Origin of the sequence: Caldicellulosiruptor kronotskyensis 2002 (assembly GCF_000166775.1) — a bacterium.
Classification (GTDB): domain Bacteria; phylum Bacillota; class Thermoanaerobacteria; order Caldicellulosiruptorales; family Caldicellulosiruptoraceae; genus Caldicellulosiruptor; species Caldicellulosiruptor kronotskyensis.
This window is the reverse complement of sequence record NC_014720.1, coordinates 1,247,774-1,263,221: the sequence shown is the minus strand read 5'-3', so window position 1 is coordinate 1,263,221 and position 15,448 is coordinate 1,247,774. Positions and strand designations below refer to the sequence as shown.

19 protein-coding genes are annotated in these 15,448 nt (G+C 35.5%); 9 read left to right on the top strand and 10 right to left on the bottom strand.

Annotation, left to right across the window (positions count from 1 at the left end; genetic code table 11):
- Position 1 precedes the first annotated feature (1 nt).
- Genes ligA through CALKRO_RS05565 form a run of 3 tightly spaced genes read right to left on the bottom strand, consistent with a single transcriptional unit; the run spans position 2 to position 3,827 of the window.
- Positions 2–2,023 (bottom strand): NAD-dependent DNA ligase LigA, encoded by a 2,022-nt coding sequence (ligA, locus tag CALKRO_RS05575; RefSeq protein WP_013430088.1) that lies wholly within the window; start codon positions 2,021–2,023, stop codon positions 2–4.
- Positions 2,024–2,067: 44 nt separating this feature from the next.
- On the bottom strand, positions 2,068–3,168 hold the full coding sequence (locus tag CALKRO_RS05570; protein ID WP_013430087.1) for a Nif3-like dinuclear metal center hexameric protein: 1,101 nt from the start codon (positions 3,166–3,168) through the stop codon (positions 2,068–2,070).
- Entirely contained in the window at positions 3,162–3,827 is a 666-nt protein-coding gene (locus CALKRO_RS05565) for a tRNA (adenine(22)-N(1))-methyltransferase (RefSeq protein WP_013430086.1), read from the bottom strand. The genes CALKRO_RS05570 and CALKRO_RS05565 overlap by 7 nt, the downstream gene beginning before the upstream one ends.
- A 100-nt stretch (positions 3,828–3,927) precedes the next feature.
- Here CALKRO_RS05565 and CALKRO_RS13685 point away from each other — a divergent pair, with 100 nt between their 5' ends.
- A complete protein-coding gene (locus tag CALKRO_RS13685; RefSeq protein ID WP_013430085.1) occupies positions 3,928–4,080 on the top strand; it encodes a hypothetical protein in 153 nt (50 codons plus the stop codon).
- A 5-nt stretch (positions 4,081–4,085) separates the two neighbouring features.
- Here the strand turns inward: CALKRO_RS13685 and CALKRO_RS05560 are convergent, their stop codons facing one another.
- Both CALKRO_RS05560 and CALKRO_RS05555 read right to left on the bottom strand, forming a co-directional pair.
- Complete coding sequence (locus CALKRO_RS05560) at positions 4,086–5,168, bottom strand: D-glucuronyl C5-epimerase family protein (RefSeq protein WP_013430084.1); 1,083 nt, start codon at positions 5,166–5,168, stop codon at positions 4,086–4,088.
- Entirely contained in the window at positions 5,165–6,325 is a 1,161-nt protein-coding gene (locus CALKRO_RS05555) for a glycosyltransferase family 4 protein (RefSeq protein WP_013430083.1), read from the bottom strand. Before CALKRO_RS05555 ends, CALKRO_RS05560 begins: the two co-directional genes overlap by 4 nt.
- A gap of 412 nt (positions 6,326–6,737) precedes the next feature.
- Between CALKRO_RS05555 and CALKRO_RS05550 the strand changes: the two genes are divergently transcribed.
- Both CALKRO_RS05550 and trxA read left to right on the top strand, forming a co-directional pair.
- Positions 6,738–7,007, top strand: a complete 270-nt coding sequence (locus CALKRO_RS05550) for a metal-sensitive transcriptional regulator (protein WP_013430082.1) — start codon at positions 6,738–6,740, stop codon at positions 7,005–7,007.
- A 44-nt stretch (positions 7,008–7,051) separates the two neighbouring features.
- Positions 7,052–7,378 (top strand): thioredoxin, encoded by a 327-nt coding sequence (trxA, locus tag CALKRO_RS05545; protein WP_013430081.1) that lies wholly within the window; start codon positions 7,052–7,054, stop codon positions 7,376–7,378.
- A gap of 70 nt (positions 7,379–7,448) precedes the next feature.
- Here the strand turns inward: trxA and CALKRO_RS05540 are convergent, their stop codons facing one another.
- The 3 genes from CALKRO_RS05540 to CALKRO_RS05530 all read right to left on the bottom strand — a co-directional run bounded on the left by CALKRO_RS05540 (position 7,449) and on the right by CALKRO_RS05530 (position 9,594).
- On the bottom strand, positions 7,449–8,174 hold the full coding sequence (locus CALKRO_RS05540; RefSeq protein WP_013430080.1) for an SIMPL domain-containing protein: 726 nt from the start codon (positions 8,172–8,174) through the stop codon (positions 7,449–7,451).
- A 100-nt stretch (positions 8,175–8,274) separates the two neighbouring features.
- Positions 8,275–9,096, bottom strand: a complete 822-nt coding sequence (locus CALKRO_RS05535) for a helix-turn-helix transcriptional regulator (protein WP_013430079.1) — start codon at positions 9,094–9,096, stop codon at positions 8,275–8,277.
- A 66-nt stretch (positions 9,097–9,162) separates the two neighbouring features.
- On the bottom strand, positions 9,163–9,594 hold the full coding sequence (locus CALKRO_RS05530; protein ID WP_013430078.1) for an EamA family transporter: 432 nt from the start codon (positions 9,592–9,594) through the stop codon (positions 9,163–9,165).
- Between the two features lie 108 nt (positions 9,595–9,702).
- Between CALKRO_RS05530 and CALKRO_RS05525 the strand changes: the two genes are divergently transcribed.
- The 6 genes from CALKRO_RS05525 (at position 9,703) to ychF (ending at position 14,237) form a co-directional block, all read left to right on the top strand.
- Complete coding sequence (locus tag CALKRO_RS05525) at positions 9,703–9,903, top strand: hypothetical protein (RefSeq protein ID WP_013403025.1); 201 nt, start codon at positions 9,703–9,705, stop codon at positions 9,901–9,903.
- Between the two features lie 5 nt (positions 9,904–9,908).
- Positions 9,909–11,795: a heme NO-binding domain-containing protein gene (locus CALKRO_RS05520; protein ID WP_013430077.1), complete on the top strand. Its 1,887-nt coding sequence runs from the start codon at positions 9,909–9,911 to the stop codon at positions 11,793–11,795.
- A gap of 23 nt (positions 11,796–11,818) precedes the next feature.
- A complete protein-coding gene (locus tag CALKRO_RS05515; RefSeq protein WP_013430076.1) occupies positions 11,819–12,073 on the top strand; it encodes a hypothetical protein in 255 nt (84 codons plus the stop codon).
- A 38-nt stretch (positions 12,074–12,111) separates the two neighbouring features.
- Positions 12,112–12,780, top strand: coding sequence for a lytic transglycosylase domain-containing protein (locus CALKRO_RS05510; RefSeq protein WP_013430075.1), 669 nt, complete (start codon positions 12,112–12,114; stop codon positions 12,778–12,780).
- 48 nt (positions 12,781–12,828) lie between these two features.
- Positions 12,829–12,987: a hypothetical protein gene (locus CALKRO_RS13680; protein WP_013403021.1), complete on the top strand. Its 159-nt coding sequence runs from the start codon at positions 12,829–12,831 to the stop codon at positions 12,985–12,987.
- 161 nt (positions 12,988–13,148) lie between these two features.
- Positions 13,149–14,237 carry a redox-regulated ATPase YchF gene (gene ychF, locus CALKRO_RS05505; RefSeq protein WP_013430074.1) on the top strand — a complete coding sequence of 363 codons (1,089 nt, stop codon included), beginning with the start codon at positions 13,149–13,151 and terminating at the stop codon, positions 14,235–14,237.
- A 71-nt stretch (positions 14,238–14,308) separates the two neighbouring features.
- Here the strand turns inward: ychF and larC2 are convergent, their stop codons facing one another.
- On the bottom strand, positions 14,309–14,701 hold the full coding sequence (gene larC2 / locus CALKRO_RS14010) for a nickel pincer cofactor biosynthesis protein LarC2 (protein WP_041741597.1): 393 nt from the start codon (positions 14,699–14,701) through the stop codon (positions 14,309–14,311).
- Positions 14,679–15,428 carry a nickel pincer cofactor biosynthesis protein LarC gene (larC, locus tag CALKRO_RS14005; RefSeq protein WP_041741595.1) on the bottom strand — a complete coding sequence of 250 codons (750 nt, stop codon included), beginning with the start codon at positions 15,426–15,428 and terminating at the stop codon, positions 14,679–14,681. Before larC ends, larC2 begins: the two co-directional genes overlap by 23 nt.
- Between the last annotated feature and the right edge of the window lie 20 nt (positions 15,429–15,448).

Below are 15,448 nucleotides of genomic sequence, written 5' to 3'. Positions count from 1 at the left end.
CTCACTCCATTAAAATCTTTTCTGCTTCTTCGCGCGACGAAGCTTTTACTAACTTTTCAAAATCTTCTTCGTTCAAAATTTTAACACCAAGCTGCTGAGCTTTTGTAAATTTGCTACCAGGGTCCTGACCTACAATCACAGCTGTTGTCTTTTTAGATACACTTTCTGTCACTTTTGCACCAAGACTTTCTAATATTTCTTTTGCTTCATTTCTACTATACTTTGACAAAGCCCCTGTCAAAACAAATGTGTAGCCTTTTAAAATATCCGATTTTGCTTTCTTTTCAGAAACCGTATTTACACCAGCAGCTTTTAGCCTTTCTATTAGGTGTTTTGTCTGATCCTGCCTGAAAAATGTCACAACGCTTTTTGCCATCTTTTCACCAAAGTCAGGAAGACTTAAAAGCTGCTCTTCTGTTATAGTAAAAAGGTCATCTATAGACGATATATGCTCAGCAAGAGTTTTTGCAGCTTTTTGCCCAATGTGCCTTATCCCCAGCGCATATATTAGCCTGTCTAATGGTCTGTTTTTAGATGCCTGTATAGCTTTCAACAAATTATTTGTAGACTTTACTCCAAAACGCTCTAAATTTACCAAGTCTTCAAACTTCAAATAATAAATATCAGCAGGAGTCTTTATAAGTCCTTTTTCAAACAAGGTTTTTACAACCATTTCGCCCATGCCGGCGATGTCCATTGCATCGCGCGAAACAAAGTGTAAGATTAACCTGTAACTTTTAGCAGGGCATTCAACACCTGTGCACCTGTATGCAACCTCATCTTCAAATTTTATAACATCTGCTCCGCAAACAGGACATTTCTTTGGCATCTCAAAAATTCTTTCTTGCCCCGTTCGTTTTGAAAACACAACCTCCACAACCTCAGGGATAATCTCTGCAGCTTTTTGTACTATTACTGTATCGCCAATTCTAATGTCCTTTTGCCTTATATAATCCATGTTATGAAGAGTTGCCCTTGAAACAACAGAACCTGAAATTCTTACAGGCTCCAAAATTGCTGTGGGTGTTAGAATACCTGTGCGCCCAACATTGACCTCAATATCCAAAAGCTTTGTCTCTTTTTTCTCAGGCGGAAATTTGTAAGCAACAGCCCATCTGGGCGACTTTGCAGTCTCCCCCGCAACATCTCTCAGTCTTAGCTGGTTTAGCTTTACAACTGCACCATCTATTTCAAAAGGAAGCAAGTCCCTTTTTTCTTCAATTTTCTTTATAGCTTCAAATGCTTCTTTAATATCCCTGCAAACAACATAGTCAGGTGAAACTTTAAAACCAAGATGCTTTAAAAACTCAAGCGCTTCTGCATGTGTTTCAAGCTCTTTTTCACACCACTGAACATTGAACACAAATATATCAAGCTTTCTTTGAGCTGTTATTCTTGGGTCAAGCTGACGAAGCGACCCTGCCGCTGCATTTCGTGGATTTGCAAAAAGAGGTTCTTCATTCTCTTCCCTTTCCTGGTTGAGCTTTATAAACTCATCTTTCGGCATGAAAACTTCTCCACGAACAACAATGGAGATGTCTTCTTTTAGCCTTAGCGGAATAGACCTTATAGTCTTTAAGTTTTCTGTGACATCCTCACCTACATTGCCATCTCCACGGGTTGCACCCCTGATAAAAAGACCATTCTCATATTCAAGCGCAACAGATAGCCCGTCAATCTTGTATTCAACAACATAGTCAAAATTAGATGTACCAAGAAGTTCCTTTAGTCTTCTGTCAAAATCGTAAAGTTCCCCCTCATTGAACACGTTTGAAAGTGAAAGAAGAGGCACACGATGCACAACCTCTTTAAAACCTTCTTTTACCTTCCCACCAACCCTTTGAGTAGGAGAATCTGGAAATACATATTCAGGATATTGCTTTTCAAGCTCAACAAGCTCACGATATAACATATCATATTCATAGTCGCTGATCTCTGGATTATCTTCAACATAGTATTTATAATCATGATAATTGATAAGATCAACAAGTTCTCTTATCCTTTTTTTTATAAACTCGCTCATATGCCTTTTTCACCCTCTTTGTTTACAATTTTTAAAATTAAGATTCAGTAAATGTTTGTAAAGCTGGTATTGATTTTAGATTTATATATTTTCAGATCATCTTTTTTCTTAAACTTTTCAAAAAGGCTGTAAACAATATCCACAAACACCTTTTCGCTCTCATAATGTCCAAGCTCTATTATGCTCATCGATAGCGACTTTGCCAACAAAATCCCGTGGTGACCAACTTCGCCTGTGATAAGACAGTCTGCACCCTTGAAATATGCATCTTTTATAAGGTCTTTACCAGAACCACTGACAATGGCTATCTTCTTAAAAGCATCTTTTTGAATGCTTGCTTTTACGAAATCAAGGTTTAGTTTTTGTTTTAGCTCTAAGATAAGATCTTTTGCCAAAACCTCTCTCTCTCCAACAACTCCTAAACTTTCATATGATATTTCATTTTCAAGCCGGTATATGTCATATGCAACTTCTTCATAAGGATGAGCTTTTAACATCGATTTTATTACATTTTTGAGCTTATCTTCAGGTACTATGCTCTCAAGTCTTACCTCTTTAACCTTTTCAAGCTTACCTACCTGTCCTAAAAAAGGTTTTGCACCTTCTTGAGGCTTGAAACTACCTTCACCTTCGACTGCAAAAAAGCAATGGCTGTATTTTCCAACAAAGCCCGCACCTTCATTTGCCATTGCCTCTAACACATTTTGTACATAGTCTACTGGTACATACACAACAACTTTAAAATACCCATTTTTTTGTTTGATGTTCAAACCCTCAATGTTTTCAAGACCTATGAGATTGGCAAGCCAGTAGTTTATACCATGTTTCGAGACATCTGCACTGGTGTGAGCAGAATATATATTTATGCCGTTTTTGATAGCATCTATGATAATCCTTCCTTCTGGTGTGTCATCTTTTATGCTTTTGATTCCCTGAAAAATAAGGGGATGATGAGAAATTATAAGCTTTGCTCCAAGCAAGATAGCTTCTTTTAAAACCTCCTCTGTCACATCGACACATATCAAAACCGAATCTACTTTGTCTGAATAACTTCCAACCTGAAGACCGCAGTTGTCCCATTCATATGAGAGTTTTTTGGGAAAATAGGTTTCTATAAACGAAATTATTTCCTGAGCACTTACCACTTTTTCAATTCCTCCTCAATCATAATTAAAACCTTTTCTTCATATGAGGTATCTAAAAAACTTTCCTTTTTCATCCCCATGATTTTCTGCATCTTTTCTTTCATTTTCAAAAGAAATTCATAACTCTCTTCTGTTCTGTTAAGAATATGCTTTCCAATGTAAATATCTTTGTCTGAAAAAGATATTTTTTCTTGCGAGTAGCTGGATTTTATAATGACATAAAACCTGTTTTGGTCCTTTATAACCTTTTCATTTAATATATCAAACCCATTTTCAAAAAGCCATTTTCTTAAAAGCTCAATGTCTTTCATTGGCTGTAATATCAAAGTGGTATTAGATATTCTGTCCTTTGCCCTGGATAAGATACTACAGATGTTTTCTGCTCCCATCCCTGCTATAACAGCTTCATCAACATCCTCTTCAATTGGATCAAATCCGTTGCCAAGCAAAAACTCTATTTTATTATCTACATTTTCTTTTTTAGAAAGCTCTATTGCTTTCAAAAGAGGCTGAAAATTGATGTCAACTGCAAAGACTTTATTTGCAATTTTTCTTTTGATAGCTTCTACCGCAACATACCCGTGGTCACATCCTATATCAGCAAGAGTGTTGCACCTATCCAAAAGATTTATGATTTCTTCAATTCGCTTTGAAATCACTAAAACTTTTCTCCCCAAAATCTATCTTTTTCTTTCTAATAACAATTATAATTTTTGTCAATAATAATATCAAACACTTTACTCAGCAGGAATAAAAGAATTGAAAAAGCCAAGTGATATTGAAAGAATAACTGAAATGCTACAAAATTTTTTAAATCTTAGTAAGGAAGATACTCAAAGTAATTTCAAAACAACCATAGAAAATCAAAATATGCCAATTTTTAAAAAATTAGAAGAAAAAAAGAGGTTGTGAAAAACTTACACAACCTCTTTATTCTTTTCTTCACTTTTAACAAGATCTTCAATGAAAAGCCTTGCTAAGAGGTAACAAATTGTAGATTCTGCACCCTGGTTCTGGTTAATGCCATCCTCTTCTATACCATCTCTACATCCACCTGTTTTTTCATCATACAGAGGCTTTTTGTGAATATTTTCACCTAAAAACCACTTGAAAGCTTTGAGAGCTTTTTCTTTGTATTCTTTTTCTTCAGTGATTTTATAAGCCTCAGTATAGGCAATCACACAGTCACATGCATCAATTGGTTGCTCATCAAAATAAGGACGTTCTTTTCCTTTTTCATACCATCCTCTGTTCCCTATAATTCTTAGAATTCCATTTTCAAATAAAATATCAGACAAGAAATCAAGAGCTTCTTTTGCAACCTTTAAATACTTTTCTTTTTCTGTAACAGCAAAAGCTCTAAACAAAGCATAGGGAATTATTGCATTGGCATATGTGAGCTTGTCAGAAAACCATTTCCAGTTCTCATCTGAGTGTTTGTGGTAAAAGTTTAAAAGTTTTTCAGAAAGAGCTTCTAAGTACATTTTTGCTTCGCTTGAAAACTCTTTTATGTCGTGCAACATTGAAAGTGCAACTACTGAATAAGCAATGCTAATCGGGTAGCTGAGGTGTAAAACATTTCTGAGCGAGCGCTTTAACATCACATACGCAAGCTCTTTAATAGAACTATCAAGTATCTCAGAGCTGTAAACATACGAAAGAGCAATCAAAGACCTTGCAAAACAGTCTTCCGTGCCTTTTTCGTCAATGAACACCCTTGAATAATTCATAAAGTTTCTGAAAAAGCCATCCTCGGTGTAAGCATTGTATAAAAATGCCATGTATCTATAAACAAGGTCAAGGTATAATTTGTCTCCTGTCTTTTCATAAAGCCTCAAGGCAACAATCAGTGCTCTTGCATTGTCATCTGTTGTATATCCTTCTTTATAGTTTGGCACTGAGAATTTAGCGTGCTGCAAAATTCCTGTTGAGTCTGTCATTCTAAAAAGATGTTTTGTGTTTAAAGAAGGAAGGGCAAGCCTCTTTGTGCCTCTTTTCATGCTATCACCCCTACCTTCTTGTTTATTTCAACAACATCATAGAATATATCTATCATTCTCTTTGCAACATTGTGCCAGTACATCTCTTTGCCAATCTCCAATGTCTTTCTTTCAATCTCTTTCCTGAGACTCTCATCTTTAAGAAGCATCAATATTCCCTCTGCAATGGACTGTGCATCTTCAAACTCTACAAGAACACCTCTGCCATCCGAGAGCATTTCCTGAGCGTAAGTATAAGGCGTCGAAACTATAGCTTTGCCAGAACCGATAGCATATGCGAGTGTCCCTGATACAGCCTGCTCCCTCCCTATGTAAGGAGTCAGGTAAATGTCGCTCAGGCGTAAATATTCCATTATTTCTACTTTTGTTAGATATTTATCAACAAACTGGACATTGTTTTCTAACTTTAATTCTTTTACCATATTCATAAGTTTTTCTCTATACTCTTCACCTTTTATTCTTTTGATATTTGGATGTGTTTGACCCAAAATCAGATACACAGCCTCTGGAAATTCTTTTCTTACCTTGTTCATTGCTTCAATCGCATACTCTAAACCCTTGCCAGGACTAATAAGTCCAAACGTGGATATCACTTTTCTACCTTTTAATCCATACTTTTCTTTCAAAGTCTCTCCATCATCAAGCTCCATATATGGTACACCATGGTGAACAATTTCGATCTTTTCTTCTTCTATGTCATACACTTCCATGAGAATATCCTTGGTGGTTTTAGCCATTGTAATAACCTTAGAACTCACATCTGCCAACTTTTTCAGTATCTCAAATTGTTTTACAGTTGGATTTTTCAAAACTGTGTGGAATGTTGTAATGATTGGTTTTTTGATAAGCTTCACAAATGGGATTATATAATCTCCATCCTCTCCGCCAAATATTCCATATTCATGCTCAATTACCACAACATCAATGTCCGACATATTAATAAGATTAGCTGCTTTTACATAATTTGAAAATTTGTCTTGATTAATATCATATAGCACTCTATTATCATAAATATGCTTGTCTTTGCTCAGAGCAATTATATAACAACGTCTTACATCATTATATTTTTCAATTGCATTTACCAAATCCTGTGTAAAAGTGGCAATACCACATTCTCTCGGAGGATATGTGCTTACAAACACTGGCTTTATAGCCATTTAAATCCCTCCTTTTCAAAAAATATTTAGTTTGTAGCTAAAATTATTTTTCCCACTGCCACTTTTACTTATACCTTGCCCTCAAAACCGCTGGAAACCCATAGACGACATGAGACTTTGACTTTATACCCTGATTTGTTTTACTTTGACCTTCCTTGATTTTTAATTATACCCATCTGTGAATACTTGTCAATTATTAAAAAAGTCTATTTTAGGCGATTTAAGACCAAAATTCTTTATTATTTTTTAATTTTTTGAGATAAATCAATTCTATCTTTAATTATCTCTTAAAATCTAATGTTTATTATAGAAACCTTTTGCAAAAAATTATTTTTAAAAAATGTTGACAAAATGAAAAAAGAGGGTATAATAATTAAGTGATAGGGGTATATGGTATAGGGAGGGTTAGAAAGTGGATGAATTGAGAAAAGAAAAAGAAAATCTACTGCTGAGACTCAGAAAGATTGAAGGACAGATTAAGGGTATCCAGAAAATGATTGAGAATGACAAGTCTTGCAATGATGTTTTGACACAAATTGCAGCTGTAAAAGCTGCACTCAACAAGGTGGGAGCAATTATACTTGAAAAGTATTCAAAGTCATGCATTGCTGAGTACAAAAATACTGAAAATGAAAAAAGCATTGATGAGCTGATTGAAACCTTATTAAGGTTTATCAAATAAATAAAACTGGGTATATATAAAAATTGAAAGGAGATGTGATAAAGATGGCAGATAACATTGTAACTTTAACAAGTGAAAACTTTGAAAGAGAGGTCTTGCAATCAGATATTCCTGTTGTTGTGGATTTCTGGGCAGCGTGGTGTGGACCTTGCAGAATGGTTGCACCTGTTATAGAAGAGCTTGCTCAGGAATATGCAGGGAAAGTAAAATTCGCAAAACTCAATGTTGACGATTATGGCGACATAGCATATGCATTCAGGATCATGAGCATTCCGACAATAATGCTCTTCAAAAATGGCAGGGCTGTTGACAAGATTATAGGTGCAAGACCTAAGAGTGACTTTGTAAACTTTATAAACAGAAATCTCTAAAGCTCTTAGAACTATTTGAAAAGGCGGCAGTTTTATCCCTGCCGCCTTTTTGCATATATTTTAGAAAATCTTAATATACCAATGTTACCTCTGCCTTTATCTCAATTGTTCCAGGCTGAATTTGAGTTGATGTTGAAGAAGCCATAGCTTCTGCTTTGTAGTAAACTATTGGAGGATTGTTCACATAGCTATTTTCCGTAACAGATTTTGGCTTGCCAAGACTTATGCCAAGTCCTTTTGCAATTGTTGCTGCCTTTTGCTTTGCATTTTCAAGTGCTTTTGAGAGTGCCTGGTTGTAGTAAGGCGATGAATTTGAGATATCAAATGTAAGGCTACTAAATGTATTTACACCATTTCTGAATGCAGTATCAATTACCTTCCCAACAATAGAAAGATTTCTTACAGTTACAGTCAAATCAGTTGATGCATAAAAGCCCACTATCTTTGAAGTGCCGTCATCTTTGTTGTAAGAATATTTTGGATAAACATTTACTCTGAGTGTCTTTATATCCTTTGGGTCAATTCCAAGCTTTTTTACTGCATCAATGGTTTTGTTAATCTTTGCTGCAGTTTGAGAGTATGCAGCATCTGCACTGACATTTTCACTCATAACTCCAAATGTCAAAATGGCTATGTCAGGTTCTACATACACCGATGCCTGCCCTTTTACAGTAATCTCTGTTTTTGCTTGATAAGATGCAGATGATGCATCTACATTTTGCGCCAAAAATACCAAAAAAGTTGATAGCAGCAGCAAGATTGCCAAACTTACAGCTCCAATCTTTCTGTTTTTCATCTTTAACTAAATTCCCTCCTAAAAAATAGCTTCTTCTTGTTTTTTATTCTACCTTATATAACGCTAAGCTTCCATAAATGTTACGACATTTAAAAATTTTTTAACCAAAAAGCCTTTTGAACTGCATTGGTGTTATTCCTTCCAGCTTTTTGAACATATAGCAAAAATAGCTTGGATTTTTGAATCCAACCTCATAACATACTTCTTTTATTTGAATCATCGGGTTTTTAATCAAAAGTTCTTTTGCTTTTTGAATCCTAATTCTTATCAAGTATTCGTAGGGTGTTGTTTGAAAAGTCTTCTTAAAAACTGAGCAAAGATGCTGCGGTGAAAGACCAATCTGCTTAGAAAGTTCATCTAAGGTAATGTTTTTAGAATAATTCTCTTCAATATATTTCAAGATTGGAAGTAACTTCAAATAGTTGCTCTCAAAATTTCTCTCAATTTTATTTTGCAGATTTAATGCCATGTGAAGGATGAAGCTATAAATGAGCTGCGAACACTCAATCGACACTATATAATTGTAAAATGATGCTTTGTTTGAAATAGCTTCTAAAATGCCTTCCAAATACTGCTTGCTTGAGAGTTTAAATATTTCAAAAGGTTTTATTCCCATGGTTTTTAATATCATCTCACAAGCAGGACCGTTGAAAGTAAGCCACAATGTTGACCACTCAGAAGATATCGCATAATATTCATGAGGAACACCTGGCCACAAGAAAAATGCCACAGACTCATCAACAATGTATTCCTTCCCATCCACAATTAAAACTCCTCTTCCTTGCGCGGTGTGAAGATAATGATAATCCGGATGCCCATTCTTTCGAACAATATGTTCTTGATACCGATTAAAACCCACGCTTTTGAGATAAATAGGAAGTCCTTTTTCCAAAGAAGTGTTGACTATAAAGCAGGTTTTCATAATGCTGTCTTTCCCCTCTTAAAAGTTTCAAAGTTTGTTTTCTAAAATCTGAAAAATAATATTCTTTTAGCCCAGTGCAACAAATATAGAACCTGCGGCAATTAGCAGCACTCCAATTGCTGTGTAAAATGAAACTTTCTCGCCAAGAAAAATGGCAGCAAGTACTATTGCAAACACAACCGAAAGCCTGTCGATTGGCGCAACCTGCTGAACCTTCCCATTCTTGAGAGCCAAAAAATAGAAAAGCCATGATAGAGCTCCTGCAACGCCACTTAAAACAATAAACAAAATAGCTTTTTTATCAGCTAATATTTCCCCAACCTTGCTCAGTTTCCCCTGAAATGCAACTACAATGATTAAAAAAGCAGCCATAATCACGGCTCTTATAGATGTTGCAACGTTTGTATCAATGCCTTTTAGACCAATCTTCCCAAATATTGCAACAAGAGATGCAAACAGAGCTGATAAAAGTCCGAATATTAGCCACAAATAGTTCATTATATTAATCCCTCCGTTTTCATCAGATGTATAGTCAATTACATTTTAGCCAATAATCAAAATGATAGCAATTAAAATTTTTGATGGAAAGAGAGGTATTGAGGTCAAATGAAAGGATCAATTGATATTTTGTCTCAGATTTCACAGCTCAAAGAGGTTGACTATAAAAACACCTTGATGATAACCTCGCTAATTGAAGTTTTGGTTGACAAAGGCATTATCGCACGAAAAGAAGTATTTGAAAAATCAATATTTTTGGACAGACTTATAGAAAGCGAAGCACAAAGAAGAATTGAAAAGAGCACATAAAAGTTGTGCTCTTTTTCATTTTTTGTGGTATTATTTTAATATATCGCACTTTATTAGAAGGGGGAAATATAGGCTTGAAAGGAACTGTTGTTTTAACCTGGCTTGAAACAATTGGAAATATATGGGGAGATGATGTTAAAAAGTATGCAAAGCAAGGTATGGGGCTCGATGAGTCGGTAATAATTTCACCAACAGATGATATTGACGATGAGCTTGTTCACAGGATGATTGAGAAGGCGTGCGAAAAGGCAAATATTCTTCCATCGCAGATGTGGAGAGAGATTGGAAAAAACAACATAAGAACCTTTAGTAAATGGTTCCCTTCATATTTTCAAAGGTTATCACTAAAAGGTTTTTTAGAATATATGGATGATGTCCACAGCCAGCTTACTCGAATGATAAAAGGTGCAAAACCACCCAGAATAATCTTTGAAGAGATATCGCCAAACGAGGCCTACATAACATATGTGTCCAAAAGAGGATTTTATGATTATTTCCTTGGTCTTCTTGAAGGAAGTGCTGAATTTTTCAATGAAAAACTTGACTTTGAAGAGCTTGAAAGGTTCAAAGATGGTGAAGGATTTTATCATCTAAAGATTAGAATTAAATTTGAAAAGACAAACCGAAAGGTTAAAAAAGCTTATTTTAATATAATAGCAGGTTTAGGTTTTATAAAATCCTTAGAGTTTAAGATTTCTATATTCTCAAGCATCGCTGTCATAGTTTTAAGCTTCATACTTAACCCAAACAAAACTGAATATGTCAACCATCTTCTTATGGCAGGTCTAACTTTCATAACCACATTCATTGCGGCTTTTTTCATCTTAAGACCATTAAAGCCTATTTATGACGAATTGAATTCACTTAAGAATTTAGACTTTAGCGGCTCACTGATAATAAAGACAAATGACAAATTAGAAAACTTCGCAAAAATGTTAGCAACTACAAAATCTTCTGTAAAAAAAGATTTGCTTTTACTCAAAGGCGGAAGTGACGAGATATATAACTTCTCTAAAAACATAAAAGAGATTGCTGACAAGATGAAAAATCTTTCTGATTCTGTTGCTGGAATTGTAAATGATGTTGCTCAAGGTGCTGTTCATCAGGCAGAAGAAATTGAAAAGGCTGTAACAACTTTGAATGAAAATATTGAAAATCTTAAACAAATTGTTTCTCAACAAACTCAAACAAAAGATATTTTGACCGATGTTAATCAAATCCTTAATAATTCTGGAAAAGACATAAGTGAAGCTGCAAAGGATATAAACAGAATCAGCACCGAGTTTTCTGAAATAGTTCAAAAAGGTAGTAAACTTTCTGAAGAGGCAAACGAGGTTATGAAGATAACATCAACAGTTGCAGAGATTTCAAACCAGATAAATATGCTTGCTCTCAATGCTTCAATTGAAGCTGCAAGAGCTGGAAATGTCGGTGTTGGATTTGCAGTTGTCGCAGATGAGATAAGAAAGCTTGCAGATAGCACCATGTCGTTTGCAAAGACAATTAACAAAAACCTCAAAACATTTGTGGAGGAGATTGAAAATCTGTCGACAATTTTGACCCAGCAGTTTGAAAAACTCACAAAGAGTGAATCTACTTTAAATGACGTGGTGAATAATAACAATCAAAACATTGAAAGAATATCAAATGTGGTTGAGACTTTAATTTTGCAAATTGAATCTCTTTCGCAGGAAGCCGAGAGGATTTCAAGTGTATTCGAAACAATTACATCTCTTTCGGCAATATCTCAAGAAAACTCTGCATCTGCACAGGAGATGGCGGCTTCAATTTCCATGTATGCAGAAAGCATAAAAGAGCTTTTGAACAAGGTTACTGATCTGGAAAATCTTTCAAATGTGTTTAAAGAAGAGCTTTCAAAATACCGATTATAAAAATAAAGAGGAGGGTTTTGAAAATGTGCAAAACTTTTATAGCTGCAATTTTAGTTGACAACAGGTTGCATGATGCACCAAAACTTCAGGAAATTTTAACGAAACATGGTTGTCTAATCAAAACAAGACTTGGAATTCATGAGGCAGGTGAGAGCTGTTCAAACCAGGGACTTATCATCTTGCACATGCAGGCAACAGAGGATGAGATAAAAGCATTTGAAAACGATGTGAAACAGCTTGAGCACGTGAAACTTCAGTATATGAATCTTGAATGCTAAAGGCTTTTAAAAATAAAGTAGCTTGAGGGGATTTTGTTATGGCAATTTATAATGTTCAGGATTTTATTGCGCAGAAATTTTCCCAGATAGCGCAAAGAATATCAAGCAAAACTAACCTGCCCCAAAATTTTAAAGATATATTTGTGCAGAGCTTTGAAAATGCCGTTCAAACAACCAATGTAGAAACTGATACACCAATTTTGAGCACACAGACAAAAGCTGCAGATATTATTTTGAACAAAAGACTTGGCAGCTACAACCTGCAAAGCTCAAGCTATTCTTTTGAGCCTTCGACCGACAAATTTAATCTTAGAAAAGACGATATAATATCAATCGCAACACAAAAGGCAAAACAATATGGAGTTTTGCCAAGCCTTGTCTTGAGCGTAATTGAAGCAGAATCAGGTTTTCGTCAAGATGCAGTCTCAAAGGCTGGCGCAATTGGTCTTATGCAGCTTATGCCTCAAACTGCAAAATCTCTTGGTGTAAACCCATATGACCCTATTGAAAACTTAGACGGTGGGATAAGATATTTGAAGGAAAAGATTGAAGAGTTTGATGGAAACATTGAACTTGCGCTGGCAGCTTACAATGCAGGTCCAGCAAACGTTTTAAAGTTTGGTGGAATTCCACCGTTTGATGAGACTATAAACTACGTTCAAAGGGTGCTTTTGCTTTCTCGAAAATACAGAGAATATGATGTATAATCCCCCTCTTCAGTTGCACACATTAATAGAAAGAGGGGGAGATTAAAAATGGTCAGAACAAGAAAGCTGTATAATCGCCAAAGAAGTAGATACAGCATGCTCAAGGCAAAAAAGAATATGCTGTGTATGCTCGGCTCTTATCTTACAGGGCTTTTTAAGGGTATGATGATTGGAATGATAATCGGGAAAAAACTTAGAAAAGATTGAAATGCTTTTGAAAATTTTGATGCCACCTTGTAAAATAACTAAAAAAGTAAAGCAAGGTGGCATTTTATTTTGAATAATTCTAAATTGATTTTTGACACAAAGTATTCTATACTGTTTATTTGTAAAAAACAAAAGATTTTCATAGGGGGCAAAAAAGAAAAATGCGACTTGGTATTGTTGGACTTCCAAATGTAGGCAAGAGTACTCTCTTTAATGCTATAACAAAAGCGGGTGCAGAAGCTGCCAACTACCCTTTTTGTACAATTGAACCCAACGTGGGAGTTGTCGCAGTGCCTGATGAAAGACTCGATGTACTTGCCAGAATATACAATCCTGAAAAGGTGACACCTGCTTTTATTGAATTTGTTGACATTGCAGGGCTTGTAAAAGGTGCAAGCAAAGGTGAAGGCCTTGGCAATAAGTTTTTGTCTCATATAAGAGAGGTTGACGCAATTGTTCATGTTGTTCGCTGTTTTGACGATACTGATATAGTCCATGTGGAAGGAAGTGTAAACCCAAGAAGAGACATTGAAACAATCAATTTAGAACTGATCTTTGCTGACATGGAAATGCTGGAAAGAAGGCTTGACAAGACAAGAAAACTTGCAAAAAATAACAAAGAAGCAGCACATGAACTTGAAATCATGGAAAAGATTTATTCTACATTGGAAAGTGGCAAAATGGCAAGAACGCTCAAATTCGATGATGAAGACGATTTAAAATTTGTAAATTCGCTCAATCTTCTTACATTCAAACCTACAATTTATGCAGCTAATATCTCTGAAAAGGATATTGGAAAAGAAAATGAATATGTAAAAGTAGTAAAGGAAATCGCAGCAGAAGAAGGGTCAGAAGTAATTGTCATCTGCGCTAAAATCGAAGAGGAAATTGCTGATCTGCCAGATGAAGAAAAGAAAGAATTCTTAAAAGAACTTGGCATTGAAAAATCGGGACTTGACAATTTAATCCAGGCAGGATACAGGCTTTTGGGGCTGATTTCGTTTTTGACAGCAGGAGAAAAAGAAGTAAGAGCATGGACAATTAAAAAAGGAACAAAAGCCCCTCAGGCGGCTGGCAAAATCCACAGCGATTTTGAAAAAGGATTTATAAGAGCTGAAGTTGTGCCGTTTGAAGTGCTGGTAGAGTGTGGCGGGTTTGCTCAGGCAAAAGAAAAAGGGTTTGTCAGGTCAGAAGGGAAAGATTACGTCATGCAAGATGGTGATGTGGTTATATTCAGGTTTAATGTATAAAGATATTGTATATTGCAAGAAAGGGGCTATCCAAAGTATTTTTTGGACTGCCCCTTTTCTCATCTTTTTTATTATTCAGTCAATTTTTTAATATCTTCAAATTCAAGTTTGATTTTTTTAATATCCTCATAAGAACTTATCTTTAACCTCAGCTCGGGATTATCCTGAATTCTTTTCTCCTGTCTTTCCATCTCTATTCTTTGCATCTTTACAAATCTTATACCAATTGTAGATGTCCAGCGAAAGATTGCAGAGGCTACATTCTCAAAGTTTTTGGCTTTTGTTATAACCCCAATCTTGTAAGCTGGCCTACCTTTTTTCATGAAAATTGGAGTAAAATAGACATCCAACGCACCGCTTTGCATTATTTTCTCAAGCGCAAGCGAAAGGTGTTCGCCTGTCATATCATCAACGTTTGCAAATATCTCAAAATAATCACCATCAAAATTCAGTTTTTTTTCCAACTATAGCCCTTACAACATTGGGAATAGGAAGTTCTTTTGTCCCTGCACCATACCCAATCTTTTCGATGGTCATACTCGGCATTTGGGAAAATGAGCTTGCAACTGCTGCTGCAATACCAATGCCTGTTGGGGTTATAAGTTCAGATTCAATATCCTTTGTGGAAAGTGGAATACCATTTTGCCTTGCTATCTCCAAAACAGCTGGTGCTGGCACGGGAATAATCCCGTGCATCGATTTTGTAAAACCTCTGCCGTCACAAAGAGGCGAAAATACTATTTTTTCAGGCTTTAAATTGTCTATACAAAGAGAAAATGCAACAATATCCACTATTGAATCATCTGCTCCAACCTCGTGGAAAGAAATTTCTTCTGGGTTTTTGCCGTGCACCTTAGCCTCTGCCAAAGCTATCTTTTCAAATATTTTTATCGACATCTCTTTTACAGCCTCTGGCAAAGAACTCTCTAAAAGAATCTTTTTTATATCTTTAAAAGTTCTGTGATGATGGGTGCTATCGCTGTGATGGTCATGTTCATGTGAGATAGTATTTACTATAAATCTTTTTGCTTTAATACCATTTACAAATTTCTCCTCAATCGAAAGCTCCACGTCAAGCTTTAAAAGGGAAATATTTGATTTTATATACTCAAAATCAACTCCACAGTCAATCAGCGATGCAACAAGCATATCACCCGCAAGGCCTGAGATTGCATCAAAATAGAGAATCATAAAAAATTTCCTCCTCTTTT

Bases quoted from the DNA above. Each gene is read 5' to 3' on its own strand.
- CALKRO_RS05555 (WP_013430083.1), bottom strand. From the start codon at position 6,325: ATGGCTATAAAGCCAGTGTTTGTAAGCACATATCCTCCGAGAGAATGT.
- CALKRO_RS05525 (WP_013403025.1), top strand. From the start codon at position 9,703: ATGAAAGGATCAATTGATATTTTGTCTCAGATTTCACAGCTCAAAGAG.
- CALKRO_RS05530 (WP_013430078.1), bottom strand. From the start codon at position 9,594: ATGAACTATTTGTGGCTAATATTCGGACTTTTATCAGCTCTGTTTGCA.
- trxA (WP_013430081.1), top strand. From the start codon at position 7,052: ATGGCAGATAACATTGTAACTTTAACAAGTGAAAACTTTGAAAGAGAG.
- CALKRO_RS05535 (WP_013430079.1), bottom strand. From the start codon at position 9,096: ATGAAAACCTGCTTTATAGTCAACACTTCTTTGGAAAAAGGACTTCCT.
- larC (WP_041741595.1), bottom strand. From the start codon at position 15,428: ATGATTCTCTATTTTGATGCAATCTCAGGCCTTGCGGGTGATATGCTT.
- CALKRO_RS13680 (WP_013403021.1), top strand. From the start codon at position 12,829: ATGGTCAGAACAAGAAAGCTGTATAATCGCCAAAGAAGTAGATACAGC.
- ligA (WP_013430088.1), bottom strand. From the start codon at position 2,023: ATGAGCGAGTTTATAAAAAAAAGGATAAGAGAACTTGTTGATCTTATC.
- CALKRO_RS05540 (WP_013430080.1), bottom strand. From the start codon at position 8,174: ATGAAAAACAGAAAGATTGGAGCTGTAAGTTTGGCAATCTTGCTGCTG.
- CALKRO_RS05510 (WP_013430075.1), top strand. From the start codon at position 12,112: ATGGCAATTTATAATGTTCAGGATTTTATTGCGCAGAAATTTTCCCAG.
- ychF (WP_013430074.1), top strand. From the start codon at position 13,149: ATGCGACTTGGTATTGTTGGACTTCCAAATGTAGGCAAGAGTACTCTC.
- CALKRO_RS05560 (WP_013430084.1), bottom strand. From the start codon at position 5,168: ATGAAAAGAGGCACAAAGAGGCTTGCCCTTCCTTCTTTAAACACAAAA.
- CALKRO_RS05515 (WP_013430076.1), top strand. From the start codon at position 11,819: ATGTGCAAAACTTTTATAGCTGCAATTTTAGTTGACAACAGGTTGCAT.